Below are 25,126 nucleotides of genomic sequence, written 5' to 3'. Positions count from 1 at the left end.
ATCTTCTTGACCCTTTAACCCCGCCTATGGCTTATGGGGCAGATGGCAGAACCGAGCACAGCTAGAAAGCGAACGGCGCAAAAGCCGGCACCCAAAAAGAAACCTGCGAGGAAGACCGAAAAGCTCGGGCTTGTGGCCCGCGTGCGCCGGTTTATCCGCAGGACGGTTTTTTGGGGTGTTGTGGCTGTCTTTTCTTTCGCGCTGCTCTGGACGCTGCTGTACGCGGTCATCAATCCGCCCACGACACCCTATATGCGTGCCGAAGCCCATCGTTTGGTGACGATTAAACGGGAATGGGTGGATATCGAAGATATCGCCCCCGTTATGGCGCGGTCCGTGGTGGCGGCGGAAGACGCGAATTTCTGTCTGCACTGGGGGCTGGATGTCAACGCCATCCAGGATGCGGTGGAACGCGGGCGCGGCGGGGCCTCGACCATTTCGCAGCAGGTCGTCAAGAACGTGTTTCTGTGGCACGGCCGAAGCTGGTCGCGCAAGGCGATTGAAGCGCTTTGGACGCCCTTGACCGAGGCGATCTGGTCCAAGCGCCGGATTGTCGAGCTCTACCTGAATGTGGCCGAATTCGATGAAGGTGTCTTTGGCGTGCAGGCCGCGGCGCGGCATTATTTCGGTGTTGATGCCGCCGATCTGACGCCCACACAGGCGGCGCGCCTTGCCGCGATCCTGCCTGCGCCCAAAACCCGTTCGGCCAGCAACCCCAGCACATTCACCCGCGAACGCACGCGCGCGATCATGAGCGGGGCCGCAACGATTGCGGCGGACGGGCGCGCGGAATGCTTTGAAAACTGACCCAGCCATTGAACAGTGGCGCAGCTTGCGGCATTGAAGGGCGAGTTATTGTTGTGAGCCGCGCATGAACACCCTGTACCATTATCCCTTGTCTCCGTTTTCCCGCAAAGTCCGGCTGTGTCTGGGCGAAAAGAAGATCGAAGTCGCTTTGGTCGAAGAACGCTATTGGGAAAAGGATCCGGATTTCCTGCGCCGCAATCCGGCGGGCAAGGTTCCTGTGCTGAAAATGGACGGGCGTACAATGTCGGACAGTGTGGCGATCTGCGAGTATATCGAAGAGACGCACCCGACGCCCGCGTTATTGCCAAAAGGGGCCGATGCCCGCTGCGAGGTTCGGCGTCTGGTGGGCTGGTTTGATGACAAGTTCTATCAAGAGGTCACGACAAAGCTGACCGGTGAGCGTGTCTACCGCAAGATCATGGGCACCGGTTATCCGGACAGCACGAATGTGAAAGCCGGCGCGAAGGCCATCAAATACCATCTGGATTATATGGCGCGTCTGCTGGACGAACGCCGCTGGCTTGCGGGTAACGAGATGACGATGGCGGATTTTGCGGCTGCCGCGCAACTGTCGTGTCTGGATTATACCAGTGACGTGGACTGGAACCGGCATGAGGTGTTGAAAGACTGGTATGCCAAGATCAAGTCCCGCCCCGCGTTCCGGTCTATTCTGGCGGATGAGGTGCCGGGGTTTCAGCCTGCGGCGCATTATGCCGATCTGGACTTCTAGGGGCTCTGCCCCGTCCCGGACGTTGTCCGGGACTCCCCGGGATATTTTCGGGCCAATAATGACGGGCATGCTGCGGGGTGCGCTGGTTTGCAAGAAACGGGTAATCTGAAACAGCGTTTGATCGGCTTTGCGCAGGAGGCGGGCTTTGCCGCTGTCGGTGTGTGTCGGCCTGATGCCGTGCCGGAATTGCCTGAAAGGTTGCAGGCATTCGTTGCGTCCGGGATGCATGGGCAGATGGGCTGGATGGCAGAGCGGATGGCATGGCGGGCGGACCCGACAGCGCTTTGGCCCGCCGCGCGGTCGGTGATTATGCTGGCGGAACCCTATACGCCGGAGCATGATCCTTTGGCGGTCTTGGAGGAACGTGACCGTGCCGCGATCAGTGTTTATGCGCAGAACCGTGATTATCATGATGTGGTGAAAAAGCGTCTGAAACACGTAGGCCGCTGGTTGATCGAACAGGTGCCGGAGGCGGAGATCAAGGTCTTTGTCGATACCGCCCCTGTGATGGAGAAACCGCTCGCGCAGGCGGCCGGACTGGGGTGGCAGGGTAAGCATACCAACCTGTTATCCCGTGATCTGGGCAACTGGTTCTTTCTTGGCGCGATCTTTACCACCGTGGATCTGGCAAGCGATGTGGCAGAGACGAGCCATTGCGGATCTTGCACCGCCTGTCTGGACATCTGCCCGACAGGCGCGTTTCCGGCCCCTTACCGTCTGGATGCGCGGCGTTGCATTTCCTATCTGACGATTGAACATAAAGGGCCGGTGGACGCCGAGTTGCGCCCGCTCATGGGCAACCGGATTTATGGTTGTGATGACTGTCTGGCGGTCTGTCCGTGGAACAAATTTGCCCATGAGGGGCGGGATGCAAAGCTTGCGGCGCGGGATGATCTGGTGGCACCACCGTTGGCAGATTTGGCGGGGTTGGATGATGCGGGCTTTCGCGCGCTGTTTTCGGGATCACCGATCAAGCGGATCGGCCGCGACCGTTTTGTGCGCAATGTGGCCTATGCGATTGGCAATTCCGGTGATCAGACGTTGATCGCAGCCGTTTCACCTTTGGTTGATGATCCTGATGCGGCAGTGGCCGATGCGGCGCGCTGGGCTATCTCACGTCTGAAGGAGGACTGATCATGTTTCGTATTCTTGCATTGATGATGTTACCTGTTGCCGCCTATGCGCAGGTGGACCAAGGGCGCCCGAATGCCGATTTCACCCCTGCGTTTGCAGAGCAGACACGTGCGCCCGCGTTGCCCGTCACCGATGTGACGGTTGAGGTTTTTGCCGATGGTCTGGATAGCCCGTGGGGGATTGCGAACCTCGGGAACGGGCAGTTTCTGGTGACCGAGAAGGTCGGAAACCTGCGTGTCATGAATGCGGATGGCAGTCTGAGCAGCCCATTGGCGGGGTTGCCTGATGTGGCGGCGCAGGGTCAGGGCGGGTTGCTGGACGTAGCGGTGTCCCCCGATTTTGCGCAGGACAGGACGATTTTCTGGACCTATGCGAAATCCGTGCGCGGCGGTTTGGTGACGGCAGCGGCCCGCGGAACTTTGGGTGCCGATGGTGTGATCAGTGATGCGACGGATATTTTTGTGCAGGATAATCCCGCGCGCAACGGGCGCCATTTCGGCAGCCGCATTCTACCGATGGCAGATGGGACCGTCTGGATTACGACAGGTGATCGTGGTGCTGGCGATAGTGGCACTCTGGTGCAGGATATCGAGACGACCCATGGCAAGATCATCCGTGTGAATGCGGACGGATCGGTGCCTGCGGACAATCCCTTTGTGGGCCGTGCAGGCAATGATCAGGTCTGGTCGCTGGGCCATCGCAACGTGCAGGGTGCCGCGATGGGGCCCGGCGGGCTTTGGACAATCGAACACGGGCCGCGCGGCGGGGATGAGTTGAACCGGCCACAGGCGGGGCTGAACTATGGTTGGCCGGTTGTGAGCTACGGGATCAATTACCGCGGGTCTGATGTGGGCGGTGGCGATGCAAGCGGGCCCGATTTTGAAGAACCCGTTTACTATTGGGACCCTGTGATCGCACCCGGTGGGATGATGTTTTATGACGGGCCATATGCCGCGTGGCAGGGGGATTTGCTGATTGCCTCGCTCAACCCCGGTGCGCTGGTGCGTCTGGATATCCAGAACGGGCGCGTGGTTGGCGAAGAGCGTTTGCTGACTGATGTGGGCCGCATCCGTGACGTGGAAGTGCTGGAGGACGGCGCGGTGCTGCTGCTGTTGGACGCGGGCGAGGTGCTGCGGGTCATGCCGGGGTAGCGTCCGGCCGCGTTGGCGGGAGCTTTTGGGCGGTGTATGTCTGAACCGTGCGGGGCCCTGATGGTGCGCGATGATGGCGATAGCCTTGTCTGAGGAACTTGCCAGCCGCAGATATCGCGGCCGGCAAGACAATCATCGGCGCGGTGCTAGTTTGCCAAGGCCACATCACGTGGTCCGGCGAAATCGAGCAGGAAGATGCACTCCACGTCGCTGTCACAACGATCGGCATGCGGCTCACCAGCGGGGACAAGGGCGTAGTCGCCCGGGCCTGTGGGCACTTCGGTGCCTTCACCTTCGATGTGTACCCAGTTGCCCTGAATGGTCAGTCCCCAATAGTCACTGCTGTGGGTATGCATCGGCAATGCCACCCCCGGCTCCATTTTGAACAGCCACGTTGCGCCGGTTGCATCCTCGCCCCAGGCCAGCGCCAGTTGGACACCGGGCAATGGTGCGTCTTCCCATGCGACATTTTCAAGGGCCACATGCATGGCGCCGTGGCCGTGACCATCGGCGGTGGCGAAGGTTGTAAGCAGGGTAGCCGCAGTGGCGGCGATCAAAGTCTTCAACATTGTATTTCTCCTCTTTGCAAATTTGATACCGATTGGTACAAATAAATCAGAAAAGCTGTCAACAATAAAATACCATTCGGTACTAAAATGTCATCTAACCCAGAAAAACCGAGCCGTGGACGCCCAAAGACCCTGAAGAAAGCCGCTGTGATCGACGCGGCCATGCAGGCTTACTGGCAAGAGGGGCCGACAAATGTCTCGCTGAACGAGGTTTGTGCGCGGGCGGGGGTGTCGAAGCCATCGGTCTACCGCGAGTTCGGCAATGACGATGGTTTGGCGGCTGCGGTGCTTGAGGTTTATGCGGAAACTGTGCTGGGGCAGATGCTTGGCATTGTGCAGAGTGACGAGGATCTTGGGACTAAATTGTCCAAGATCGTCTCTCTGGCGGCGGCGGATCCGTTACATGACCACGGCTGTCTTTTTGTGAAGATGCGTGCAGCGCGCGATCAATTGGGGCCGAAGACCCAAGCGGTGATCGGGCAGATTGACGGCATGGCGCTTGTGGCCTTTACCAAGCTGTTTGCGCAAGCGCGCACAGAAGGAGGGTGGACCAGCAGTCTGCCCGCGGACCTTGCTGCGGCCTATACACATGCGCAGATTGGCTTGGCACTGGATTACCGCGCGCGCGGCGAAGACCCGCGGGCGATTCTGGATCTGGCGCTGTCTGTTCTACAACCTGCAAAGGTGTAGCGGCGGCACGAGGTCCCGGATCAGGTCCGGGACTGCGGGGTGCTAGGCGGCCAGCTTGCGCGCTGCGGCAAAGGAAATCAGGCGCTTGGATTTTTCGTCCCAGAGATCAAGGCTTGCGCATTTGATGCTTTGGGCGATTGTCATGCGGCTCACCTCGACCAGTTCGCTATGGTCGCGCAGGACCTCTGTCAGCCTGTAGAACGGGATGCGGCTATAGAGGTGGTGGACGTGGTGGATGCCGATGTTCGCGGTGAACCACCGCAGGATTGGTGGCAGGTCGTAGTGTGAGCTGCCGTGCAAAGCGGCCTCGTGCAGTTGCCAGTCTTCGTGCTGTTCCCAATGCGTCGTTTCAAACTGGTGTTGAACGTAAAAGAGCCATACGCCGATGGATGCGGCGATCAGGGTTGTCGGCAGGAAAACAAGGAACAGTGCCTGCAGCCCGCCGAAATAGACGATTGTGCCAAGGATCGCAGCGATAGCAACATTGGTGCCCATCGCGCTGACCCAGTATTTGCGCCCTTGCAGGCCCAGCGGCAGACGGTTTTGCAGGAAAAACAGATAGGTCGGACCAAGGCCGAACATCACAAACGGGTGGCGGTATGCCCGATAGAGGAACCGTCCGAAGGGGGTGCGCTGGTGGTATTCCTCGACCGTCAGCGTCATCACATCACCGATGCCGCGTTGGTCAAGGTCACCCGCGTGGCTGTGATGGATCGAATGTGTGCGCCGCCAGACATCATATGGCGTAAGCGTGACAACACCCAAGGCCCGCCCGACCCAGTCACTCACATCACGGTTGCCAAAGAACGAGCCATGGCCGCAATCGTGTTGAATACAAAAGAGCCGCAACAGGAAAAGACCGTTCGCCGCCGAGATCAGAAACGCGCCAAGATAGCTATATTGCGCCACCCAGCAGGCCAGCACCCAGAGCACCACAAAGGGGATCAAACTGACGGCGAGTTCAAAGCTGCTGCGGATGCTGCTTGGTTCGCGGTATTTTGCCAAAATCTGGACCCAGTCACGGGGGGTCATGTTCGCGGGGGTCTTATTTTTGTCTTGCATATACTGCTTCTTAGCCTGTGATGGTTTTCGATACCCTAACGTCAACGATTAGCAAGCGAAAAAGGCTTCAATGTGGTCTGCCTGCGTCCTAGTGTAGCGGAAAGAGGAACACATCATGCAGCCGCTTCGGGGCATTATCTTTAAAGTCCTGTCCGTCTGCATGTTCATGGGGATGGCCAGTCTGGTCAAAGCCGCCTCGGTTGATGTCCCGCCGGGGCAGGCTGTTTTCTTTCGGTCTTTCTTCGCTTTGCCCATTATTCTGGGGTGGCTGGCCATACGGCATGAGCTGCGCGATGGCTGGAAAACCAAGAACCCGATGGGGCATTTCTGGCGCGGATTGGTGGGTACATCGGCAATGGGGCTGGGGTTTACCGGGCTCGGCCTGCTGCCATTGCCCGAGGTGACAGCGATTGGCTATGCCGCGCCGCTGCTGGTCGTCGTCTTTGCTGCGATGTTCCTGAATGAAAATGTGCGCGCGTTCCGGTTGTCGGCTGTTGCGATGGGGATGGTTGGCGTTCTGATCGTGTTGTCGCCGCGGCTTTCGGTCGGGGCGAGCTTGAGCCATTCCGAAACGCTGGGCGCGATTGTTGTTTTGATGGGGGCAGTTCTTGCAGCCCTCGCGCAGGTTTTCGTGCGCAAGCTGGTGGCGACAGAAACAACTGCCGCAATTGTGTTCTGGTTTACGCTCACCTCGTCGGCCATGGCGCTTTTCACACTGCCGTGGGGGTGGGTTATGCCGACATGGCAGATCGCGGCCATGCTTGTCATGGCGGGGTTCCTGGGCGGGATCGGGCAGATTTTCCTGACATCGAGCTATCGCTATGCCGATGCGTCGCTGGTGGCGCCGTTTGACTATAGCTCGATGATCCTTGCGCTGTTGATCGGCTATTTCATCTTTGACGAGGTGCCGACCGGGACCATGCTGATCGGCGCAGGGATTGTGATAGCAGCGGGTGTGCTGATTATCTGGCGCGAGCGCAAACTGGGTTTGCAGCGCGCGCAACAGCGCAAAGCGACGGGCAATGTCGGGTCCTAGGCCTGTCGCGCGCCTTGCCGCAGCCGTGCCAAAAGCAGACGCACCTGCGCGATTTTTCGGGCAAACCCCGGTGGGGATTTGTGCACCTTGAGGCCCAGATCGGAAAACAGTGACCAGATGTCCCTGATCTCGTTGGGTTGCAGGTGTGTCGGCACTTTGACAGGTGATCCGCCCGTCGGCTCAATAAATGCCGGCGGGATCGTGAAGGGCAGCGTCCCGTCGGGGTAGACCATCATCTTCTGCCTGACCCGCGACACGATACGCGGATCGGCATCCACTGCTTCGACCTTCAGGCGATGTGTCCTGTAGGATCCTGTTTCCCAGTTCCGCAGGATCAGCGCGAATATCTCACAGGGTCCCGGGCGTGCGGGCAATGGGCGGGGATTGTCGAGATGCTCCGTCGGATTGCAGCGATAGAAGGCGTGCACCGCCACAGCAAAATCGCATTCAGGCTGGCACAACATCCAGTGGACAAGCGCGCAATGCTCTGTTCCGCGCGTGCGGCGCAGCGTGTCCAGCCAGAGGTCCTGGGGTGATGACTTGAGCAATTGTCGCACCGCGCGCTCGTTTTCAGAGAGCCTTGGTTTCTCGGCAACTTGCTTGGTCGTAGTCGTATCGGGAGAATACATGACGAATCCAACTCATTAAACAAAGCTAATTTCCCATTGAATCCTGCCGGAACTTTGGCCTTTCCGCGTTCGTTGGCGGATTTATTGTTGCTGTTTTGAGGACTGTTTTCGGCGCCGCGGCCTGTTTTGCTGCCATAATATACAAAACGCCTACAATGCGGCATTTGTCAGGATTGGGCAGAATCGGTCGTCTTGTGGTATACTGATCAGACAAAGCGGAGGATGACATGACAAAACATGTAATCGACAGACCAAAAGCAGTGACGCCTGCACGTATGGTCCGGGCTATTGCAATCGAACGCCACGAAGGGCCGCGCAAAGCGACACTGGACCTTCAGCGCCGCAAACGGCAGCGGACGCTTGACAGCCGCACCAGTTTCTTTGTGCGGTTTGCGCGCGGTATGCGGCCCTAGCCGACGAAAAAGGGGCGCCCGAGCGCCCCTTCCGATTGCCGTATGGGATCCGTTATGCGCGGACCAGTTTCTCGTAGTCGGCTGAAATCTCGCGTGTGATGGCACCTACCTCAAAGTTATAGTCGCCGATTTGTCCAACGGGGGTCACTTCGGCGGCGGTGCCTGTGAGCCAGCACTGTTCGAACCCTTCGAGTTCTTCGGGCATGATGATCCGTTCATTCACGGTCAGGCCCTTGTCGCGCAACATGCCGATCACTGTCTGGCGGGTGATGCCGTTGAGGAATGCATCGGCAACAGGTGTGTGCACCTCACCGTCTTTGACAAAGAAGATGTTGGCACCTGTCGCTTCGGCCACGTAGCCGCGATAATCGAACATCATGGCGTCGGAACAGCCTTTGGCCTCGGCTGCATGTTTGGACATGGTGGCGATCATATAAAGACCCGCCGCTTTTGCCTGCGATGGGGCTGTTTCAGGGCTGGGGCGTTTCCATTTCGCGATATCGAGCTTGGCGCCCTTCATCTTGGCGTCGCCATAGTAGTTGCCCCATTCCCAGACCGCCACGGCAAGGTGGACAGGGTTGCGGGCCGCCGCGACACCCATGTCTTCGCCCGACCCGCGCCATGCAACGGGGCGGACATAGGCGTCTTTGAGGCCGTTGGCGTCCAGGGCGGCTTGTTTTGCCGCTTCGATTTCATCGACGGTGTAGGGGATTTGGAAATCGATCAACTGGCCGGATTTGATCAGACGCTCGCTGTGTTCGCGTGATTTGAAGATCTTGCCGGAATAGCAGCGCTCCCCCTCGAACACGGATGAGGCGTAGTGCATGGCGTGGGTCAGGATGTGGACTTTGGCATCGCGCCATTCGACCAACTGGCCGTCCATCCAGATTTTACCGTCTCTGTCGTCATATGCACCGGCCATCGTAATCTCCATCCCGTTTTGCATTTGTTACGCCAATAGGTCCGTTTCGGACATAATGTTGCGTAGTTTCTGCGTTTCGCTAGCAGTTGATTCTTGGAATGTCAACAAAGCTGACGTATTGTAGCGTCAAGACCAAGGGAGGACGCGCATGAATGACGGGTTGCCGCCGCAAATGGGACAAAGCCTGCTGTTCCTGACGGACGAGCAGTTGCGCAAAGGGATCGAGGCGATGTTTTTTGCCTATCGCGGCTTTACCGCCGATCCTGACCGTATTCTTGCGCAGAAATCATACGGGCGTGCCCATCACCGTGCGATCCACTTCATCCACCGCAGCCCGGGCACGACGGTCAATAACCTTTTGTCCATTCTTGGCGTTACAAAGCAATCGCTCAATCGTGTCTTGCGCAGTTTGATCGAAGACGGTTTGGTAGCGAGCACTGTTGGACAGCGGGACAAGCGCGAGCGCCATTTGCACCTGACTGCAGCGGGTGAAGCGCTCGAGCGGGAATTATCCGATGCCCAGCGTGACCGGATGCGGGCTGCCTATCGTGCGGCAGGTCCGGCGGCGGTTGCCGGTTTTCGGCAGGTTTTGGAGGCCATGATGGATGAAGAGACGCGCCACCATTATGAGGCGATGAAGGATAAACCGGAATGAGCAATGACGATGCCCACCTGTTGATTGTCGATGACGATGAACGCATCCGCGGACTTTTGCAAAAGTTCCTGATGCGCTCGGGTTTTCTGGTCAGCACCGCCCGCGACGCCGCCCATGCGCGGCGTCTTCTGGCGGGGCTGGAATTTGATATGATCGTTCTGGACGTGATGATGCCGGGCGAGGATGGCATGTCGCTCTGTCGCGATCTGCGCCAGACCATCACAACACCAATCATGCTTTTGACCGCCAAGGGTGGCACCGATGACCGGATTACGGGGCTCGAGGCGGGCGCGGACGATTATCTGCCAAAGCCGTTTGAGCCCAAAGAACTGCTGCTGCGGATCAATGCGATTTTGCGCCGTGTGCCCGCCGCCGAACCCAGCGTGGTTTTGCCCAAGGTCCTGAACATGGGGCCGATCCGCTATGATATCGGACGCGGCGAGATGTGGCATGGTGACGAACTGGTCCGGCTGACAGCGACAGAAAGCCAGTTGATGCGTATTTTCTCGGGTTGTCCCGGTCAGGCGGTCACACGCTCAAAGCTGGTCGAGGAACTGAGCCGGTCGGGTGGCCAGACACAGGAACGCGCGGTGGATGTGCAGATCACGCGCCTGCGCCGCAAGATCGAGGTGGACCCCAAACAGCCCCGCTATCTGCAAACGGTGCGTGGCGCGGGGTATATGCTGGCGCCGGAGTAAAGGGCAACTGTCCTGCATTTGCCCAGCGCGCATTTTGCATCTGTAAAACGTCAAAGGGTGGTTGTGCTTCCTGTCTGAATTGCGTTTTCATGCGCCCATGACAACAGCTTTGATCTCACACCCCGATTGCGCGAACCACGTTACACCCCCGGGCCATCCTGAACAGGTGGCGCGGTTGGCGGCGGTCTTGAATGCCCTTGAGGGTATGCCCCTGACCCGCGTGCAGGCCCCCTTGGTTGCCGATGACGATCTTCTGCGCGCCCATCCGGAGAGCCATATAGATGCGATCCGCGCGGCTGCTCCAACAGAAGGATGGCGGTCACTGGATGCCGATACCCATATGTCGCCGGGCACGCTGACTGCTGCCTTGCGTGCTGCAGGGGGTGTTGTGCGCGCCGTGGATATGGTGCTGGGCGGTGAGGCGAACAATGCCTTTGTTGCTGTCCGCCCGCCGGGCCATCATGCGGAACGTGAAACGGCGATGGGGTTTTGCTTTTTTGGCAATGTCGTGATCGGGGCCAAGCACGCGCTTGATTATCACGGGCTGGACCGGGTCGCGATTGTGGATTTTGATGTGCACCACGGCAACGGCACGCAGGATCTGGTCGAGGATGATCCGCGCATTCTGTTCTGTTCGACCCATCAGTCGCCGCTTTACCCCGGCACCGGTGCGGCGCATGAGGTGGGTGTCGATAATGTCCTGAACGTGCCTTTGCCCGAGGGCACCGGATCAAAGGCGTTTCGTGATGTGATGGAGCGCCTTGTTCTGCCACGGATTGACGCATTCTCTCCACAACTCGTCATAATTTCGGCTGGTTTCGATGCACATATGAGTGATCCCTTGGCGGGGATGAACCTGACGACAGAAGACTTTGGTTGGGTGACAGAACGTTTGTGTGATGTAGCAAGTACCCATTGTGAGGGGCGGGTGGTATCAAGCCTTGAAGGTGGATATGACCTGACAGCACTGGGGGCGTCTGCGGCTGCCCATGTAAAGGTTTTGGAGGAAAGAGGTCGATGAGCGACGTTGAAAACATGAGCTTTGAGGACGCAATCAAAGAATTGGAAAAGGTTGTTGGCCAGCTGGAGCGTGGCGACGTTGCTCTGGATGAAAGCATCGCCCTTTATGAACGTGGTGCGGCCCTGAAAGCGCGCTGCGAAGCCAAATTGAAAGAGGCTGAAGAAAAGGTCGCGAAGATCACATTGGGCGAAGGTGGTTCACCTGTCGGCACGGCACCGCTCGATGGCTAATCCTCTTGAAAAATATCAAATCGCCGCGCTGAAGCGCAAACCTTTCGAAGAGATGCTGGCCCATGCCGCGAAGGTTTCGCAGGCACGGATCGGGTTCGCCCTGACGGGGCTGGAAGGCAATGTCGCCGATGCGATGATCTATGCTTCTTCCGGTGGCAAGGCGTTCCGCGCGTTTCTGGTTTTGGAAACCACCCGTATGCTGGGGATCAATCCGGTTGCTGCAGCCGGTGCTGCCGCAGCGATCGAGTGTATTCACGCCTATTCCCTCGTGCATGACGATCTGCCCTGCATGGATGACGATGATCTGCGCCGTGGTCAGCCGACTGTTCACAAGAAGTGGGACGAAGCGACGGCCGTTTTGGCAGGTGATGGATTGCAGGCACTTGCGTTTGAGCTGTTGTTGCAGACCGAATGTGCCCCCCGTGCCAAGCTGAACCTCTTGATGTCCCTGACCAATGCTGCGGGTATTCGGGGTATGGTTGGCGGGCAGGCTGCGGATATTGCCGCAGAAACAGCCAAAATGCCGCTTGATTTGCAGCAGATCATGGACTTGCAGGCCGCCAAGACCGGCGCGCTGATTTCGTGGTCTGCCCTCGTTGGGCCGCGGATGGCCGAGGCCGAGCGTGAGCCTTTGTCGATCTATGGTGCCTATCTGGGTCTGGCGTTCCAGATTGTCGACGATGTTCTGGATGCGACTGGCGATGCAGACACTGTTGGCAAGGCTGTCGGCAAGGACGCTGTTGCCGGAAAGGCGACTTTTGTGTCTCTTTTGGGGCTTGATGGGGCGAAAAGCCGCGCGGCAGCACTGGTGGAAGAAGCCTGTGATGCGCTATCTCCGTACGGCGAAGATGCCGATACGTTGAAAGAAGCCGCGCAATTTGTGATTGCCCGCACACATTAAGAAGGGTCGCCATGTCTGACCAACCCCACACGCCCGTTCTGGACCGTGTCCATACACCTGCCGATATGAAGGGCATGTCTGACGCCGAATTGCGCCAGTTGGCCGATGAATTGCGCGCCGAGACGATCTCGGCGGTGTCTGTGACAGGCGGGCATTTGGGGGCTGGTCTGGGTGTGGTTGAAATGACCGTGGCCCTGCATGCGGTTTTCGATGCGCCCAAAGACAAGATTATCTGGGACGTGTCGCACCAGTGTTATCCGCACAAGATTCTGACGGGCCGGCGCGACCGCATCCGCACCCTACGGACGGAGGGTGGCCTGAGCGGTTTTACCAAACGCTCCGAAAGCCCCTATGATCCTTTTGGTGCCGCCCATTCCAGCACCTCGATTTCTGCGGCCCTCGGCTTTGCCGTCGCCCGTGATCTGGGCGGTGAAGGTGGCGACGCGATTGCGATCATCGGTGATGGCGCGATGTCGGCGGGCATGGCCTATGAGGCGATGAATAATGCAGGCCATCTGGGCAAGCGCCTGATCGTGATCCTGAATGACAATGAAATGTCGATTGCGCCCCCCACAGGCGCGATGTCGTCCTATCTGTCGCGCCTTTATGCGGGCGAGCCGTTTCAGGAATTCAAGGCCGCCGCCAAAGGCGCGATATCCCTGCTGCCCGAACCCTTCCGCGAAGGGGCCAAGCGCGCCAAGGATGTGCTCAAGCATATGACCGTAGGCGGGACGCTCTTTGAGGAGTTGGGGTTCTCGTACCTCGGTCCGATTGACGGCCATGACATGGAGCAGCTTTTGTCGGTCTTGCGCACCGTCAAGGCCCGCGCCGACGGGCCGATCCTGATTCATGCGATCACGAAAAAGGGCAAAGGCTATGCCCCTGCCGAGCGCGCGAGCGACAAGGGCCATGCAACGGCCAAGTTTGATGTGATCACCGGTGAGCAGAAGAAAGCGCCGAGCAACGCGCCGTCCTATACCTCTGTCTTTGCCGAAAGCCTGCTGAAACATGCCGCGAGTGATCCCAAGATCTGCGCCGTCACTGCCGCGATGCCGGACGGCACCGGTCTGAACAAGTTCATGGAACGCTATGCAAGCCGTTGCTTTGACGTGGGTATCGCAGAACAGCATGCGGTGACCTTCAGTGCCGGTCTTGCCGCTGGTGGCATGAGGCCGTTTTGCGCGCTGTATTCCACCTTCCTGCAACGCGGTTACGATCAGGTTGTCCATGATGTGGCGATCCAGCGTCTGCCGGTGCGTTTTGCCATCGACCGTGCAGGGCTGGTGGGCGCTGACGGGGCGACACATGCGGGGTCTTTTGATGTGGCGTTCCTTGCCAACCTGCCCGGTTTTGTCGTGATGGCGGCGGCGGATGAAGCGGAGTTGGTGCGGATGGTTGCGACTGCAGCGGCGCATGACGAAGGCCCGATTGCGTTCCGTTTCCCGCGCGGTGAAGGCGTGGGTGTCGAGATGCCTGAAAACCCGCAAGTGCTGGAAATCGGCAAGGGGCGGATGATTCAAGAGGGGAGCCGCGTGGCGATCCTGTCGTTCGGGACCCGTTTGCAGGAAGTGACGAAAGCCTGCGAGGCCCTGCAGGCCAAGGGCATCAAACCGACCGTGGCGGATGCGCGTTTTGCCAAGCCGCTGGACCGTGATCTGATCCTGAAACTGGCCGCCGGGCATGAGGCGCTGATTACCGTCGAAGAGGGTGCCGTGGGTGGTTTCGGCTCACATGTCGCCCAGCTCTTGGCGGATGAAGGCGTGTTCGATCACGGCCTGAAGTTCCGGTCGATGGTGCTGCCCGATACGTTCATTGATCAGGCCAGCCCCAAGGCGATGTACGATGTAGCGGGGATGAACGCCGAGCATATCGAAGCGAAGGTGCTTGAGGTGATGGGCGTGGCGACGTTGGAGAAGCGGGCTTAGGGCTGAAGGTCGGCTTTGAGCCCTTAGTCACCGATGTTGTGCTCTTGTCCAATGGCCGCTTTAAGAGTGTGTGTGATCAAGAGGGGCTAGGGCCTGCTCCCACTCTCGGATGCGCTCGTGTTCCGTCTGACAATCCGATGCAAAGTACGATTTCGTCGGTCCTTGGTGCGTCGGGCACCCAAAGCGTCATCGTGTCGATATGATTAAACGACCAAGGGTCATCCTTGTGGCCCAGCGGCAGGTCGATACAGCCTCCCAATGGTCCAACTTTGTGATTGGACGGCATCAGAGACTTACCGCCTCCAACGGCTGAGCGCACAGGTTTGCCAAGTGTCGGGTGCAACACGGCGGCACCATGTTCCATCGCGCCAGAAGCCCCCACAAGTGCTGCTTTTCCGTAGCAAACTGGCGACGAATGCAGCACCTTAACTAGCTCTTCTGCGAGAGAATGTCCGAGCCTTGCACCAACATCGAACAAAGGGGACAAGTCTCTTTGATCGCTACCGGCGAATGGATTTCGGACAACCGCCATTGCGGCGACGCGGGTGATGGGGTCACAGGATACACCCAGTTCATCTGCAACGATGACTTCTTTTGTAAAAACGGTTTTGCGAACATCCAGCATTTGATCACCCTTTTCCGTTCGAAAGAACAGCATCCTAGCTATAGCCGAACCCAGCTAAGAGTGGGAGGCATAAAGCGGGCATTGGACGCTTTCGTATCAAGGTTCGCTTCGTCCGCATAGCTGCCATTCACCGGCCTTTGTTGTTTCCATCCAACCGCTTTTCAATCGCCTCCAGCTTCGCCAATACCTCATCCCGATACGCATCTGTTGCCGCGTTGCCTTCTTCGGCGTGGGCGTCCTGCATCGAGTTCACGATCAGACCGACCAGCAGGTTTACCACCGCGAAAGTTGTGACCATGATGAACGGCACAAAGAAGGCCCATGCGTAGGGGTAAACCTCCATCACGGGGCGCACGATGCCCATCGACCAGCTTTCCAGCGTCATGATCTGGAACAGCGAATAACCCGAGCGCCCCAGGGTGCCGAACCATTCGGGGAAAGCGTCGCCGAAGAGTTTGGTGGCCATAACGGCGGCGATGTAGAATACGATCCCCATCAGCAGGAATACCGATCCCATGCCGGGCAGGGCTGTGACGAACCCTTCGACCACGCGGCGTAGCGACGGCACCACCGAGATCACGCGCAGGACCCGCAGGATGCGCAGGGCGCGCAAGACCGAAAGGCCGCCATTACCCGGGACCAGCGACACGCCAACGATGATGAAATCAAAGATGTTCCAGCCGCTGCGGAAGAATTGCAGGCGCTGGGCAAAGAGTTTGGCGCCAAGCTCGGCCACGAAGATCGCAAGACAAATGCGGTCCAGCGCGATGATCAGCGGACCGGCCATGTCCATAAGGGTTTGCGACGTCTCCATCCCCAGAATGATCGCGTTGAAGATGATCACCGCCACGATAAAGTTCCGGACCCATGCGGTGGCAAGCAGATCGGCTGTTTTCTGGCGGAGAGTCATGCGGGGTCCTCGGGTTAAAGCGCCCCTGATATGGGATGTTTGCAACAGTTGAGCAAGGGCATCATGTTGCGCCACGTAAGACTGGACGCATATCGGCGCGCCTGCGCATGATTTGCCTAAAAAGTGAGCCTAGAATGTCGTTAAACCCCCGTTTGATCTTTCGCTGGACCGCGTTTTTGCTGGCAGGAGGCTATTGCATCCGGATGCTGGTTTTCGGGGGCTGGGACCAGTTCGGAGGGCCGTTCCGGTTCCTGACTGTCTGGGCGCTGTTTTGTTCGTTCTTTGTGTTCAGCCGTATGATGGCAATCGAGGAAGGCAGGAGCACGCGCCGCTGGGACGGCTTTGTCTGCATGACGGCGGTCATCAACACGATGGTCGTGATGCTCTACTGGCGTCTTTATTTTGCCGATCCTGCCTCTGTGACGCCTGATGGTGAATTGGCCGCGTGGCATCTGGAACTCTACCTGCACGGGCTTGGACCTGCTTTGCAAGTGTTTGACAGTCTGTTCATCCACCGCAGCTATCGCCGTTTGGGGGCGGGTTTTGCGTGGCTTTGCGTTGTGGTGGGGGTTTATCTTTTGTGGGCGGAACTGGTGCTGCAACCGCTCAACACCAGCCCCGCAGGGCGCGTGACGAGCGGTTTGCCCTATCCGTTCCTGAACAATCTGGAACTGTCGGAGCGCCTGATTGTCTATGCATCCTATTTCACGTCGGGCGTTGTCGTCTTGCTGCTTTACGCCGGGATTGCCTGGGCGATCAGGCGCCGATTTCCTGTGCCAGCAACGCTCTGAGCCCTGACTTGTAGTCGGGGTATAGCAGCGCGACACCGAGTTCGTCCTTGATCCGGTCGTTCCGCACCTTTTTGCTTTCGGCGTAAAAGCTGCGCGCCATGGGCGACATGTCGGCGTCTTCGAAAGCGACGGCTTCGGGGATGGGCAGCCCCAGCAACTCGGCGGCATAGGCGATCACATCTTCGGGTGGGGCCGGATCATTGTCGCAGACGTTATAGGCCGCACCGGGGTTCGGTTTGGCGATCGAGGCGGCCAGCACGCGGGCGATGTCAGCGACATGGGTGCGGCTAAAGACCTGCCCCTCTTTGATGATCCGGCGTGCGGTGCCGTTGCGCACCTTCGAGAATGGCCCGCGCCCGGGCCCGTAGATGCCCGCAAGGCGGAAAATATGCAGCGGCAGTCCGTGGATGGCGGCCCATGCGGCCTCTGCCTCGACCCGCGCGATGCCGCGTTTGGTGGCGGGGGTGAGGGGGGTGTTCTCATCCACCCAATCGCCCTGGTGGTCGCCGTAGACACCTGTGGTGGATAGATAGCCGACCCATGCGAATTGGTCCGCGCGCTTTGCGATTTCATCGTGCAGTTCCGCCAGCACAGGATCGCCCGCGTCATCGGGGGCGGCCGAGATCAGCAGGTGGGTCGCGGCATCCAGCGCAGGGATCATATCGGCACCCGGCCAGATGCGCGGTTCGATCCCTTCGTTCATCAGGCGGGGCGCTTTGTCCTCGGAGCGTGTGGTGCCGATGATGCGCCAGTCTTGTGGCAGAAGGATGCGGGACAGGGCGCGGGCGCTATAGCCGTGGCCGAAGGAAAGAAGTGTTTTGGTCATGTGCCTGTGGTGCCGGAACCTGCGGGGTGAGGCAAGTGTTTGTGTGGGATGAGAGGGCGGGATGCCTCCGGCGGGGATATTTAGGGGGCCAATAATAACGGGACTAGGTCGCGTAATCAGCCTGTTCGGCGTCGAGGACGGCGCGGAGTTCGGCGAGATGCCGGATGTCCTGTTCCGGGTAGGCTTCGAGTTCCTGTGCTGTTTTCTCGGCGATGTCGTCGGGCAGGATGCGGAGGGGCTGGCCGGTTTGCAGGGCGCGGATATAGGTTTCGGCGGCGCGTTCGAAGTAATACATCCGGTTGAAGGTTTCCGCCACGGTCGCGCCGATCACCAGCACGCCGTGGTTGCCCATGATCATCACCTTTTGTTTGGGGTCGGAAAAGAGAGCGGCACAGCGCGCGCCTTCGCTTTCGAATGCCAGCCCGCCATAGCCGTCGTCGATGACGTAGCGGTTGAAGAAGGTGCAGCAGTTCTGGTCGATGGGGGGCAGGCGGCTGTCCTTGAGCGAGGCCAGAACCGTGGCGAAGATGGAATGCACATGCATCGCACAGCGCGCGTGGGGCACCAGACGGTGGATGCCCCCGTGCAGCCCCCATGCTGTGGGGTCAGGTGCGTTCGGGCCGGTGAGCGTGTCGGGGTCATTGGCGTCAACCACGATCAGATCACTGGCCTTGATCCGGCTGAAATGCATCTGGTTGGGGTTCATCAGGAACCTCGTGCCATCATCATTGATCGCAAGGCTGAAGTGGTTCGCCACGCCCTCATGCATGTTCAGCCGTGCTGTCCAGCGGAATGCCGCGGCCATATCGACCCGCTCTTGCCAGTGCGTCATATTTTGTGGATGGCTGTTCATCACCGCTCCTTGGATTTCATCGGGGGGCGCGTTAATGATGCGCCAACACATGCCTTAAAGGAAGTCTGATTATGACATTCAAGCCCGCCAAGTGGCCTCGCAAATTGCGGTCTCAGGAATGGTTCGGAGGATCGTCGAAAGATGCGATCTATCACCGCTCATGGATGAAGAATCAGGGCTTGCCTGCGGATTTGCTGGATGGACGTCCTGTGGTCGGTATCTGCAACACTTGGTCCGAGCTGACGCCGTGCAACGCGCATTTGCGCGATCTGGCCGAGAAGGTGAAGTTCGGGATTTACGAGGCGGGTGGTTTTCCTGTGGAATTTCCCGTGTTCTCGCCTGCCGAGAGCAGCTTGCGCCCCACTGCCATGATGTATCGCAACCTCTGTGCAATGGACGTGGAAGAGGCGATCCGCGGCATGTCGATGGACGGTGTTGTGCTGCTGGCGGGCTGCGACAAGACAACGCCTGCCTTGTTGATGGGGGCGGCCTCGGTCGATCTGCCCGCCATCGTTGTGTCGGGTGGTCCGATGTTGAACGGCATGTTCCGTGGCGAACGTGTGGGGTCTGGCACGCATTTGTGGAAATTCTCGGAAGCTGTGCGTGCGGGCGAAATGACGGCAGAGGAATTCGTCGAGGCAGAAGCGTCGATGTCCCGCTCGCCGGGGTCGTGCAACACGATGGGCACGGCGAGCACAATGGCCTCGATGGCCGAGGCGCTGGGCATGGCGCTGTCCGGCAATGCGGCAATCCCTGCGGTGGACAGCCGCCGCCGTGTGATGGCGCATCTGACGGGGCGGCGCATTGTCCAGATGGTGAAGGATGATCTGAAACCGTCCGATGTGATGACCAAGCAGGCCTTCGAGAATGCGATCCGCACCAATGCCGCCATTGGCGGGTCCACCAATGCGGTGATCCACCTGTTGGCGATGGCGGGGCGCCTGAAGGACGTTGACCTGACCCTTGATGACTGGGACCGTCTGGGCCGCGATGTGCCGACGATTGTGAACCTGATGCCCTCGGGCAAATACCTGATGGAAGAGTTTTTCTATGCCGGTGGCCTGCCTGTCGTGATCAAGCGGCTGGGCGAGGCGGGGCTCTTGCACAAGGACGCGCTGACCGTGTCGGGCGGGTCCATGTGGAACGAGGTGAAACACGTCAAGAACTGGAACGAGGATGTCATCCTGCCGGTGAAAAAGGCGCTCACGCAATCGGGCGGTATCGCGGTATTGCGCGGCAACCTGGCGCCGGGTGGGGCGGTCTTGAAACCCTCTGCGGCAACGCCGGAGTTGATGCAGCACCGTGGGCGCGCTGTCGTGTTCGAGGACATCGACGACTATAAGGCGCGTATCAACGACGATGATCTGGATATTGATGAGACCTGCGTCATGGTTCTGAAAAACTGTGGTCCGCGCGGCTATCCGGGGATGGCAGAGGTGGGGAACATGGGCCTGCCGCCGAAGATCCTGAAGAAAGGGATCACCGATATGGTCCGGATTTCCGATGCGCGCATGTCAGGGACGGCCTTTGGTACCGTGGTGCTGCATACCTCGCCCGAGGCGGCTGTCGGTGGGCCGCTCGCGGTGGTGCAGTCAGGTGATATGATCGAACTGGATGTCGCGGGGCGGCGTCTGCATCTGGATATTTCTGATGAGGAACTGGCCGCGCGTCTGGCGACATGGAGCGCTGAAAAATCCGGTGCGAACCCGCGGCCTGAAAGTGGTTATGCGATGCTTTACCATGATCGCGTCATGGGGGCCGATACGGGGGCCGATTTTGACTTCCTCGTCGGGCATCGCGGGAACGCTGTTGGCAAAGAGGCGCATTGATGACGGCGATTTGTCTGGTCGGGATCGGCAAAATTGCAATCGATCAACACGTGCCTGCGATAGGTGGGAGTGACGATTGGGAACTCGCCGCGACGGTCAGCCGGGCTGGCACCGTTGATGGCGTACAGTCCTTCACCGATTTCGACCAGATGCTCTCCGAGCGGCCTGATATCCCTGTGATTTCGCTCTGCCTGCCCCCCGTGCCGCGCTATGATTACGCGGCCAAGGCCATTGCCGCCGGCCGTCATGTGATGCTTGAAAAACCCCCCGGTGCGACATTGGCCGAGGTATATGCGCTGGCCGATATGGCGCGCGCGGCGGGTGTTTCGCTGTATACCACATGGCACAGCCGGATGGCGAAAGGCGTGGCGCCCGCCAAGGCGTGGCTTGCGGATAAAACCGTGACCGGCGCGCATATCTGCTGGAAAGAGGACGTGCGGCGCTGGCATCCGGGGCAGGACTGGGTCTTTGCGCCCGGCGGGATGGGGGTGTTTGATCCGGGCAGTAATGCGCTGTCAATCATCACGGAAATCCTGCCGATGCCGATCCACTTGCGGTCGGCTGAACTGTTTTTCCCCGAGAACCGCGACACGCCGATTGCGGCGCATATGCAATGGACACAAAATGTGACGGGTGATTTTGACTGGCGTCAGGAAGGCCCGCAAAGCTGGGATATCACGGTGGAGACGACCACCGGCACACTCTCACTCCATGATGGGGGTGCGCGGCTGTTGATTGATGGCAATGAGGTCGCGGCGGGGGCGGATCGTGAGTATCCCGCGCTCTATGACCGAATGGCGGAATTGGTCAAAACAAATGCATCCGAGGTGGATTTGTCACCGATGCTGCATGTGGCGGACGCGCTGACACTTGGCAAACGCAACGTGGTCGCGCCTTTCCACTTTTAACCTAACCTTATGATTTTCCATGTCTAATCAAACTTCCGCCGGAGGCATCCTGCCCGTGCGAAAGGCGTATTCGGCTGTTTTCATAAACTGCCAAAAATTTACCATTTGATAAAAAATAAAACTGTGGCAGGCTGATGGTGAGAAGCCAGATCAGGATTGCACCATGTCCAGCCCCATGACCCCCGGAATTGCCGCAGCGCGTCTGCCCGCCGAGATACTCGGCGAGAACTTTGGCGATCTACATGCGCCCTTTACGCCCCATGAGGCGGCGGTTGCAGCGGATCGTTGCTATTTCTGCCATGACGCCCCCTGCGTGACGGCCTGCCCGACCAATATCGATATCCCGCTCTTCATTCGCCAGATCAGCACCGGCACGCCCGAGGCTGCGGGCAAGACCATCTTTGACCAGAATATTCTGGGCGGCATGTGTGCCCGCGTCTGTCCGACTGAGGACCTTTGCGAACAGGCCTGCGTGCGCGAGATGGCCGAGGGCAAGCCGGTCGAGATCGGGCGCCTGCAGCGTCATGCCACCGATACGCTGATGGCGAAACAGCGCCACCCCTACGATCGCGCGCCCGAAACCGGCAAGAAGGTGGCAGTCGTCGGCGCGGGGCCTGCGGGTCTGGCCTGTGCACACCGCTTGGCGATGCATGGCCATGATGTGACCATCTATGATGCCGAGGCCAAGGCAGGCGGCCTGAACGAATTCGGGATTGCTGCCTATAAATCAACCGATGATTTCGCCGCGCGCGAGGTGGATTGGCTTTTGGGGATTGGCGGCATCACTGTACAAACGGGGGTGCGTTTGGGCGAAGGTATTTCGCTTGGCGGCCTGACCGAAAGCTATGACGCAGTTTTCCTTGGTGTGGGTCTTGGCGGTGTGAATGTGCTGGGCAGTGCGGGCGAGGACAAGGACGGTGTCCGCAATGCTGTCGATTTCATCAAGGAATTGCGGCAGGCCAGCGATTTGGCGGCCCTGCCTATCGGCCGCGATGTGGTGGTGATCGGCGGCGGGATGACCGCTGTCGATGCCGCCGTGCAATCAAAACTGCTGGGCGCGCAGAACGTCACGATTGCATACAGGCGCGGGCGCGAGGCGATGAGCGCCAGCACCTATGAACAGGATCTGGCTGCATCAAAAGGTGTGCGGCTGATGTTCAACGCCCAGCCTGTGGCGATCCATGGCAACGGTGCGGTGCGCGAGATCGAACTGGAATACACCACCGACGATGGTAGCGGATTGAAAGGCACGGGCGAGACTGTGCGCCTGCCCGCCGATCAGGTGTTCAAGGCGATCGGACAGACGCTGACGACCGACGGTGGTCTGGCACTGGCAGGGCGCAAGATTGCCGTGACAGGTGCGGGCCGGACCAGCCAGGCAGGTGTCTGGGCCGGTGGTGACTGTGCGAGCGGCGGCGACGACCTGACGGTCACGGCTGTTGCAGAAGGCCGCGATGCGGCGATGGATATTCATGCAACCTTGATGGGGAGCAATTAAAATGGCTGATCTGACAACCAACTTTCTGGGCATCAAAAGCCCCAATCCGTTCTGGCTCGCCTCGGCCCCGCCGACGGACAAGGAATACAACGTCCGCCGCGCATTCGAGGCAGGCTGGGGCGGTGTCGTATGGAAAACACTTGGCGCCGAAGGCCCGCCCGTGGTGAACGTGAACGGCCCGCGCTATGGCGCGATTTACGGCGCCGACCGGCGGTTGTTGGGCTTGAACAACATCGAGTTGATCACGGATCGCCCGTTGGAAGTGAACCTTGAAGAAATCACCCGCGTGAAGGCTGATTATCCTGACCGCGCAATGATCGTGTCGATCATGGTGCCTTGTGAAGAACAGGCATGGAAAGACATCCTCCCCCGCGTGGCAGCCACTGGTGCAGATGGTATCGAGCTGAACTTTGGCTGCCCGCACGGGATGAGCGAGCGGGGTATGGGCGCGGCCGTGGGGCAGGTACCCGAGTACATCGAAATGGTCACGCGCTGGTGCAAGCAGTATTACGACAAGCCTGTGATCGTGAAGCTGACGCCCAATATCACCGATGTGCGCAAACCTGCGGCGGCTGCCATGCGTGGCGGGGCGGATGCAGTGAGCCTGATCAATACGATCAATTCGATCACATCGGTGAACCTCGACACCATGTCACCGGAGCCGTCGATTGACGGCAAAGGATCGCATGGCGGCTATTGCGGCCCTGCGGTGAAACCGATTGCCATGTCAATGGTGTCCGAGATCGCGCGCAACCCCGAAACACGCGGTCTGCCGATCAGCGGGATCGGCGGGATCACGACATGGCGCGATGCGGCGGAGTTTATCAGCCTTGGCGCGGGCAATGTGCAGGTCTGCACTGCTGCGATGACCTATGGTTTCAAGATCGTGCAGGAGATGATCAGCGGGCTGTCCCAGTGGATGGATGAGAAGGGCTATACGTCAGTTGAAGAGGTCGTTGGGCGTGCAGTACCCAATGTCACCGACTGGCAGTATCTGAACTTGAACTACGTGGCCAAGGCCAAGATCAATCAGGATGACTGCATCAAATGCGGGCGCTGCTATGCCGCCTGTGAAGATACCAGCCATCAGGCAATTGCCATGTCTGCGGACCGCACGTTCAGCGTGATCGATGCGGAATGTGTGGCCTGTAACCTCTGTGTCGATGTTTGCCCGGTGGAAAACTGCATCACGATGGAAGCGATGCAGCCGGGAGAGGTTGATCCGCGCACAGGGAAAGTGGTGCAGAAGGAATACGCCAACTGGACGACGCACCCGAATAATCCGGGGGCGGTTGCGGCCGAGTGAAGCACAAGAATTTTTGACAAAAATTTTTGTGGTCTGCGCGAAAACCTTCGTACGAAGGTTTTCGCAATCATGTGTGCACGATCATTTTCCCCGCATTGCAGATAACGATGAATTGCCCACCACATTCGATCAGATGATAACCGCGTCGGCTGACTTCATTTACGAATGCAACGCGCCCGATCTCGCGATCCACATCTTTCACCGCGCGTCTGACAATACCGCCTGATCGCGCAGCTTTGGCATCAAAGATACGGGCGCACCAACTCGGGTTCGTGCTCGGGTGGCGGACGGTTGAGGCATGGATAATCTGCATACCAAAACGTCCCACGCATTGGTGAATACTCTCTTAAACACGCAAGAGTTTCGAATACAGCGTGTCGAGAAAGGACAAGGCCCCGTCATGTGGGGCTTTGTCGCCCAAGACAGCGCGCACCTGCACGTCGAAGTCTGCGTAATGCTGGGTAAAGGCCCAGATGGAAAAGATCAGATGATGCGGGTCGATGGCCGCGATTTTTCCCGCATCTGCCCAGCCCTGGATGATGGCGGCCTTCTCATCGACCAGCGTTTTCAGATCGGTCTTCAGGATCTCTTCGATATGGGGCGCGCCTTGCAGGATTTCATTCGCAAACAGCCGGCTTTCGCGCGGAAAATCGCGGCTCATTGCCAGTTTGCGCTGCGCATAGCCCATGATCTCGGCCACCGGATCACCGGATCCGTCAAGGGCTTTCAACGGGTCGAGCCATGTTTCGAGGAGGCGTTCCAGAAGCGCCGTGTGAATGGCCTCTTTCGAAGGGAAATAGTAAAGCAGGTTCGGTTTGGACAGGCCCGCCGCATCGGCGATCTGATCCAGCGTTGCCCCCCGAAACCCGTATTGCGAGAAAATATCGAGACCGGCAGAGAGGATCGCCGCGCGATTGCGCTGCTGGATGCGGGTGGGGGCTTTGGTCATGCCGATCCTTTGCTCAAAATTCAGGCGAAGCCGGGCCGGATTTGCCCAATTTTGCCTG

28 protein-coding genes are annotated in these 25,126 nt (G+C 59.0%); 18 read left to right on the top strand and 10 right to left on the bottom strand.

Annotated elements, in window-relative coordinates:
• Positions 1–42 precede the first annotated feature (42 nt).
• The 4 genes from mtgA to C7964_RS16290 all read left to right on the top strand — a co-directional run bounded on the left by mtgA (position 43) and on the right by C7964_RS16290 (position 3,822).
• Complete coding sequence (gene mtgA / locus C7964_RS16305; RefSeq protein ID WP_110280747.1) at positions 43–807, top strand: monofunctional biosynthetic peptidoglycan transglycosylase; 765 nt, start codon at positions 43–45, stop codon at positions 805–807.
• Positions 808–871: 64 nt separating this feature from the next.
• Positions 872–1,537 carry an FtsZ-binding protein FzlA gene (gene fzlA, locus C7964_RS16300; protein WP_110280713.1) on the top strand — a complete coding sequence of 222 codons (666 nt, stop codon included), beginning with the start codon at positions 872–874 and terminating at the stop codon, positions 1,535–1,537.
• A gap of 105 nt (positions 1,538–1,642) precedes the next feature.
• Positions 1,643–2,671 carry a tRNA epoxyqueuosine(34) reductase QueG gene (queG, locus tag C7964_RS16295; RefSeq protein WP_110280746.1) on the top strand — a complete coding sequence of 343 codons (1,029 nt, stop codon included), beginning with the start codon at positions 1,643–1,645 and terminating at the stop codon, positions 2,669–2,671.
• A gap of 2 nt (positions 2,672–2,673) precedes the next feature.
• On the top strand, positions 2,674–3,822 hold the full coding sequence (locus C7964_RS16290) for a PQQ-dependent sugar dehydrogenase (RefSeq protein ID WP_110280712.1): 1,149 nt from the start codon (positions 2,674–2,676) through the stop codon (positions 3,820–3,822).
• 146 nt (positions 3,823–3,968) lie between these two features.
• Here the strand turns inward: C7964_RS16290 and C7964_RS16285 are convergent, their stop codons facing one another.
• Positions 3,969–4,391 (bottom strand): cupin domain-containing protein, encoded by a 423-nt coding sequence (locus C7964_RS16285; protein WP_110280711.1) that lies wholly within the window; start codon positions 4,389–4,391, stop codon positions 3,969–3,971.
• An 87-nt stretch (positions 4,392–4,478) separates the two neighbouring features.
• Here C7964_RS16285 and C7964_RS16280 point away from each other — a divergent pair, with 87 nt between their 5' ends.
• Positions 4,479–5,081 carry a TetR/AcrR family transcriptional regulator gene (locus C7964_RS16280; protein WP_110280710.1) on the top strand — a complete coding sequence of 201 codons (603 nt, stop codon included), beginning with the start codon at positions 4,479–4,481 and terminating at the stop codon, positions 5,079–5,081.
• A gap of 42 nt (positions 5,082–5,123) precedes the next feature.
• Here C7964_RS16280 and C7964_RS16275 read toward each other — a convergent pair whose 3' ends face one another.
• Complete coding sequence (locus C7964_RS16275; RefSeq protein ID WP_110280709.1) at positions 5,124–6,143, bottom strand: fatty acid desaturase; 1,020 nt, start codon at positions 6,141–6,143, stop codon at positions 5,124–5,126.
• Positions 6,144–6,258: 115 nt separating this feature from the next.
• Here C7964_RS16275 and C7964_RS16270 point away from each other — a divergent pair, with 115 nt between their 5' ends.
• Positions 6,259–7,179, top strand: a complete 921-nt coding sequence (locus C7964_RS16270; RefSeq protein ID WP_110280708.1) for a DMT family transporter — start codon at positions 6,259–6,261, stop codon at positions 7,177–7,179.
• On the opposite strand, the gene C7964_RS16265 is transcribed toward C7964_RS16270, so the two are convergent.
• A complete protein-coding gene (locus C7964_RS16265; RefSeq protein WP_110280707.1) occupies positions 7,176–7,808 on the bottom strand; it encodes a hypothetical protein in 633 nt (210 codons plus the stop codon). The genes C7964_RS16270 and C7964_RS16265 overlap by 4 nt on opposite strands.
• A 227-nt stretch (positions 7,809–8,035) precedes the next feature.
• On the opposite strand from C7964_RS16265, the gene C7964_RS16260 reads away from it, so the two are divergent.
• Complete coding sequence (locus C7964_RS16260) at positions 8,036–8,221, top strand: hypothetical protein (protein ID WP_110280706.1); 186 nt, start codon at positions 8,036–8,038, stop codon at positions 8,219–8,221.
• A gap of 52 nt (positions 8,222–8,273) precedes the next feature.
• Here C7964_RS16260 and C7964_RS16255 read toward each other — a convergent pair whose 3' ends face one another.
• On the bottom strand, positions 8,274–9,143 hold the full coding sequence (locus C7964_RS16255; RefSeq protein ID WP_076660685.1) for a branched-chain amino acid aminotransferase: 870 nt from the start codon (positions 9,141–9,143) through the stop codon (positions 8,274–8,276).
• 148 nt (positions 9,144–9,291) lie between these two features.
• Between C7964_RS16255 and C7964_RS16250 the strand changes: the two genes are divergently transcribed.
• From C7964_RS16250 to dxs, 6 genes are all read left to right on the top strand, one after another.
• Positions 9,292–9,798, top strand: a complete 507-nt coding sequence (locus C7964_RS16250; RefSeq protein WP_055296775.1) for a MarR family winged helix-turn-helix transcriptional regulator — start codon at positions 9,292–9,294, stop codon at positions 9,796–9,798.
• A complete protein-coding gene (locus C7964_RS16245; protein ID WP_110280705.1) occupies positions 9,795–10,496 on the top strand; it encodes a response regulator in 702 nt (233 codons plus the stop codon). The genes C7964_RS16250 and C7964_RS16245 overlap by 4 nt, the downstream gene beginning before the upstream one ends.
• 97 nt (positions 10,497–10,593) lie before the next feature.
• The gene (locus tag C7964_RS16240) at positions 10,594–11,517 is read left to right on the top strand and encodes a histone deacetylase family protein (protein ID WP_110280745.1); all 924 of its coding nucleotides are present in this window, start codon (positions 10,594–10,596) and stop codon (positions 11,515–11,517) included.
• Positions 11,514–11,747, top strand: a complete 234-nt coding sequence (locus tag C7964_RS16235; RefSeq protein ID WP_110280704.1) for an exodeoxyribonuclease VII small subunit — start codon at positions 11,514–11,516, stop codon at positions 11,745–11,747. Before C7964_RS16240 ends, C7964_RS16235 begins: the two co-directional genes overlap by 4 nt.
• Entirely contained in the window at positions 11,740–12,648 is a 909-nt protein-coding gene (locus C7964_RS16230; RefSeq protein ID WP_110280703.1) for a polyprenyl synthetase family protein, read from the top strand. Before C7964_RS16235 ends, C7964_RS16230 begins: the two co-directional genes overlap by 8 nt.
• 11 nt (positions 12,649–12,659) lie before the next feature.
• A complete protein-coding gene (gene dxs, locus C7964_RS16225) occupies positions 12,660–14,573 on the top strand; it encodes a 1-deoxy-D-xylulose-5-phosphate synthase (protein ID WP_110280702.1) in 1,914 nt (637 codons plus the stop codon).
• A gap of 76 nt (positions 14,574–14,649) precedes the next feature.
• On the opposite strand, the gene C7964_RS16220 is transcribed toward dxs, so the two are convergent.
• Together C7964_RS16220 and C7964_RS16215 are read right to left on the bottom strand one after the other, a co-directional pair.
• Positions 14,650–15,198 (bottom strand): amino acid synthesis family protein, encoded by a 549-nt coding sequence (locus C7964_RS16220; RefSeq protein WP_286164006.1) that lies wholly within the window; start codon positions 15,196–15,198, stop codon positions 14,650–14,652.
• 127 nt (positions 15,199–15,325) lie between these two features.
• Entirely contained in the window at positions 15,326–16,108 is a 783-nt protein-coding gene (locus C7964_RS16215; RefSeq protein ID WP_110280701.1) for an ion transporter, read from the bottom strand.
• 134 nt (positions 16,109–16,242) lie between these two features.
• Between C7964_RS16215 and C7964_RS16210 the strand changes: the two genes are divergently transcribed.
• Positions 16,243–16,899 carry an androgen-induced gene 1 family protein gene (locus C7964_RS16210; RefSeq protein ID WP_110280700.1) on the top strand — a complete coding sequence of 219 codons (657 nt, stop codon included), beginning with the start codon at positions 16,243–16,245 and terminating at the stop codon, positions 16,897–16,899.
• On the opposite strand, the gene C7964_RS16205 is transcribed toward C7964_RS16210, so the two are convergent.
• Both C7964_RS16205 and C7964_RS16200 read right to left on the bottom strand, forming a co-directional pair.
• Positions 16,865–17,725 (bottom strand): SDR family oxidoreductase, encoded by an 861-nt coding sequence (locus C7964_RS16205; RefSeq protein ID WP_110280699.1) that lies wholly within the window; start codon positions 17,723–17,725, stop codon positions 16,865–16,867. The genes C7964_RS16210 and C7964_RS16205 overlap by 35 nt on opposite strands.
• A 103-nt stretch (positions 17,726–17,828) precedes the next feature.
• Positions 17,829–18,578: a class II aldolase and adducin N-terminal domain-containing protein gene (locus C7964_RS16200; protein ID WP_110280698.1), complete on the bottom strand. Its 750-nt coding sequence runs from the start codon at positions 18,576–18,578 to the stop codon at positions 17,829–17,831.
• 71 nt (positions 18,579–18,649) lie between these two features.
• Between C7964_RS16200 and araD the strand changes: the two genes are divergently transcribed.
• From araD to preA, 4 genes are all read left to right on the top strand, one after another.
• Positions 18,650–20,407, top strand: coding sequence for an L-arabinonate dehydratase (gene araD, locus C7964_RS16195; protein WP_110280697.1), 1,758 nt, complete (start codon positions 18,650–18,652; stop codon positions 20,405–20,407).
• The gene (locus C7964_RS16190; RefSeq protein ID WP_110280696.1) at positions 20,407–21,315 is read left to right on the top strand and encodes a Gfo/Idh/MocA family protein; all 909 of its coding nucleotides are present in this window, start codon (positions 20,407–20,409) and stop codon (positions 21,313–21,315) included. The genes araD and C7964_RS16190 overlap by 1 nt, the downstream gene beginning before the upstream one ends.
• Before the next feature lie 163 nt (positions 21,316–21,478).
• Positions 21,479–22,813 (top strand): NAD(P)-dependent oxidoreductase, encoded by a 1,335-nt coding sequence (locus tag C7964_RS16185; protein ID WP_110280695.1) that lies wholly within the window; start codon positions 21,479–21,481, stop codon positions 22,811–22,813.
• Position 22,814: 1 nt separating this feature from the next.
• Positions 22,815–24,119, top strand: coding sequence for an NAD-dependent dihydropyrimidine dehydrogenase subunit PreA (preA, locus tag C7964_RS16180; RefSeq protein ID WP_110280694.1), 1,305 nt, complete (start codon positions 22,815–22,817; stop codon positions 24,117–24,119).
• A gap of 67 nt (positions 24,120–24,186) precedes the next feature.
• Here preA and C7964_RS16175 read toward each other — a convergent pair whose 3' ends face one another.
• Both C7964_RS16175 and C7964_RS16170 read right to left on the bottom strand, forming a co-directional pair.
• A complete protein-coding gene (locus C7964_RS16175; RefSeq protein WP_181417214.1) occupies positions 24,187–24,432 on the bottom strand; it encodes a hypothetical protein in 246 nt (81 codons plus the stop codon).
• Between the two features lie 33 nt (positions 24,433–24,465).
• Positions 24,466–25,068 (bottom strand): TetR family transcriptional regulator C-terminal domain-containing protein, encoded by a 603-nt coding sequence (locus tag C7964_RS16170; RefSeq protein WP_181417213.1) that lies wholly within the window; start codon positions 25,066–25,068, stop codon positions 24,466–24,468.
• Positions 25,069–25,126: the final 58 nt, after the last annotated feature.

This window comes from Loktanella sp. PT4BL (assembly GCF_003201935.1).
Classification (GTDB): Bacteria; Pseudomonadota; Alphaproteobacteria; order Rhodobacterales; family Rhodobacteraceae; genus Yoonia.
The sequence above is the reverse complement of the archived record's forward strand: the minus strand, read 5'-3'. Positions and strand labels throughout refer to the sequence as shown.

Coding starts and splice junctions, on each gene's coding strand:
- mtgA (WP_110280747.1), top strand. CDS start 43: ATGGCAGAACCGAGCACAGCTAGAAAGCGAACGGCGCAAAAGCCGGCA.
- fzlA (WP_110280713.1), top strand. CDS start 872: ATGAACACCCTGTACCATTATCCCTTGTCTCCGTTTTCCCGCAAAGTC.
- C7964_RS16290 (WP_110280712.1), top strand. CDS start 2,674: ATGTTTCGTATTCTTGCATTGATGATGTTACCTGTTGCCGCCTATGCG.
- C7964_RS16285 (WP_110280711.1), bottom strand. CDS start 4,391: ATGTTGAAGACTTTGATCGCCGCCACTGCGGCTACCCTGCTTACAACC.
- C7964_RS16280 (WP_110280710.1), top strand. CDS start 4,479: ATGTCATCTAACCCAGAAAAACCGAGCCGTGGACGCCCAAAGACCCTG.
- C7964_RS16275 (WP_110280709.1), bottom strand. CDS start 6,143: ATGCAAGACAAAAATAAGACCCCCGCGAACATGACCCCCCGTGACTGG.
- C7964_RS16270 (WP_110280708.1), top strand. CDS start 6,259: ATGCAGCCGCTTCGGGGCATTATCTTTAAAGTCCTGTCCGTCTGCATG.
- C7964_RS16265 (WP_110280707.1), bottom strand. CDS start 7,808: ATGTATTCTCCCGATACGACTACGACCAAGCAAGTTGCCGAGAAACCA.
- C7964_RS16260 (WP_110280706.1), top strand. CDS start 8,036: ATGACAAAACATGTAATCGACAGACCAAAAGCAGTGACGCCTGCACGT.
- C7964_RS16255 (WP_076660685.1), bottom strand. CDS start 9,143: ATGGCCGGTGCATATGACGACAGAGACGGTAAAATCTGGATGGACGGC.
- C7964_RS16250 (WP_055296775.1), top strand. CDS start 9,292: ATGAATGACGGGTTGCCGCCGCAAATGGGACAAAGCCTGCTGTTCCTG.
- C7964_RS16245 (WP_110280705.1), top strand. CDS start 9,795: ATGAGCAATGACGATGCCCACCTGTTGATTGTCGATGACGATGAACGC.
- C7964_RS16240 (WP_110280745.1), top strand. CDS start 10,594: ATGACAACAGCTTTGATCTCACACCCCGATTGCGCGAACCACGTTACA.
- C7964_RS16235 (WP_110280704.1), top strand. CDS start 11,514: ATGAGCGACGTTGAAAACATGAGCTTTGAGGACGCAATCAAAGAATTG.
- C7964_RS16230 (WP_110280703.1), top strand. CDS start 11,740: ATGGCTAATCCTCTTGAAAAATATCAAATCGCCGCGCTGAAGCGCAAA.
- dxs (WP_110280702.1), top strand. CDS start 12,660: ATGTCTGACCAACCCCACACGCCCGTTCTGGACCGTGTCCATACACCT.
- C7964_RS16220 (WP_286164006.1), bottom strand. CDS start 15,198: ATGCTGGATGTTCGCAAAACCGTTTTTACAAAAGAAGTCATCGTTGCA.
- C7964_RS16215 (WP_110280701.1), bottom strand. CDS start 16,108: ATGACTCTCCGCCAGAAAACAGCCGATCTGCTTGCCACCGCATGGGTC.
- C7964_RS16210 (WP_110280700.1), top strand. CDS start 16,243: ATGTCGTTAAACCCCCGTTTGATCTTTCGCTGGACCGCGTTTTTGCTG.
- C7964_RS16205 (WP_110280699.1), bottom strand. CDS start 17,725: ATGACCAAAACACTTCTTTCCTTCGGCCACGGCTATAGCGCCCGCGCC.
- C7964_RS16200 (WP_110280698.1), bottom strand. CDS start 18,578: ATGAACAGCCATCCACAAAATATGACGCACTGGCAAGAGCGGGTCGAT.
- araD (WP_110280697.1), top strand. CDS start 18,650: ATGACATTCAAGCCCGCCAAGTGGCCTCGCAAATTGCGGTCTCAGGAA.
- C7964_RS16190 (WP_110280696.1), top strand. CDS start 20,407: ATGACGGCGATTTGTCTGGTCGGGATCGGCAAAATTGCAATCGATCAA.
- C7964_RS16185 (WP_110280695.1), top strand. CDS start 21,479: ATGTCCAGCCCCATGACCCCCGGAATTGCCGCAGCGCGTCTGCCCGCC.
- preA (WP_110280694.1), top strand. CDS start 22,815: ATGGCTGATCTGACAACCAACTTTCTGGGCATCAAAAGCCCCAATCCG.
- C7964_RS16175 (WP_181417214.1), bottom strand. CDS start 24,432: ATGCAGATTATCCATGCCTCAACCGTCCGCCACCCGAGCACGAACCCG.
- C7964_RS16170 (WP_181417213.1), bottom strand. CDS start 25,068: ATGACCAAAGCCCCCACCCGCATCCAGCAGCGCAATCGCGCGGCGATC.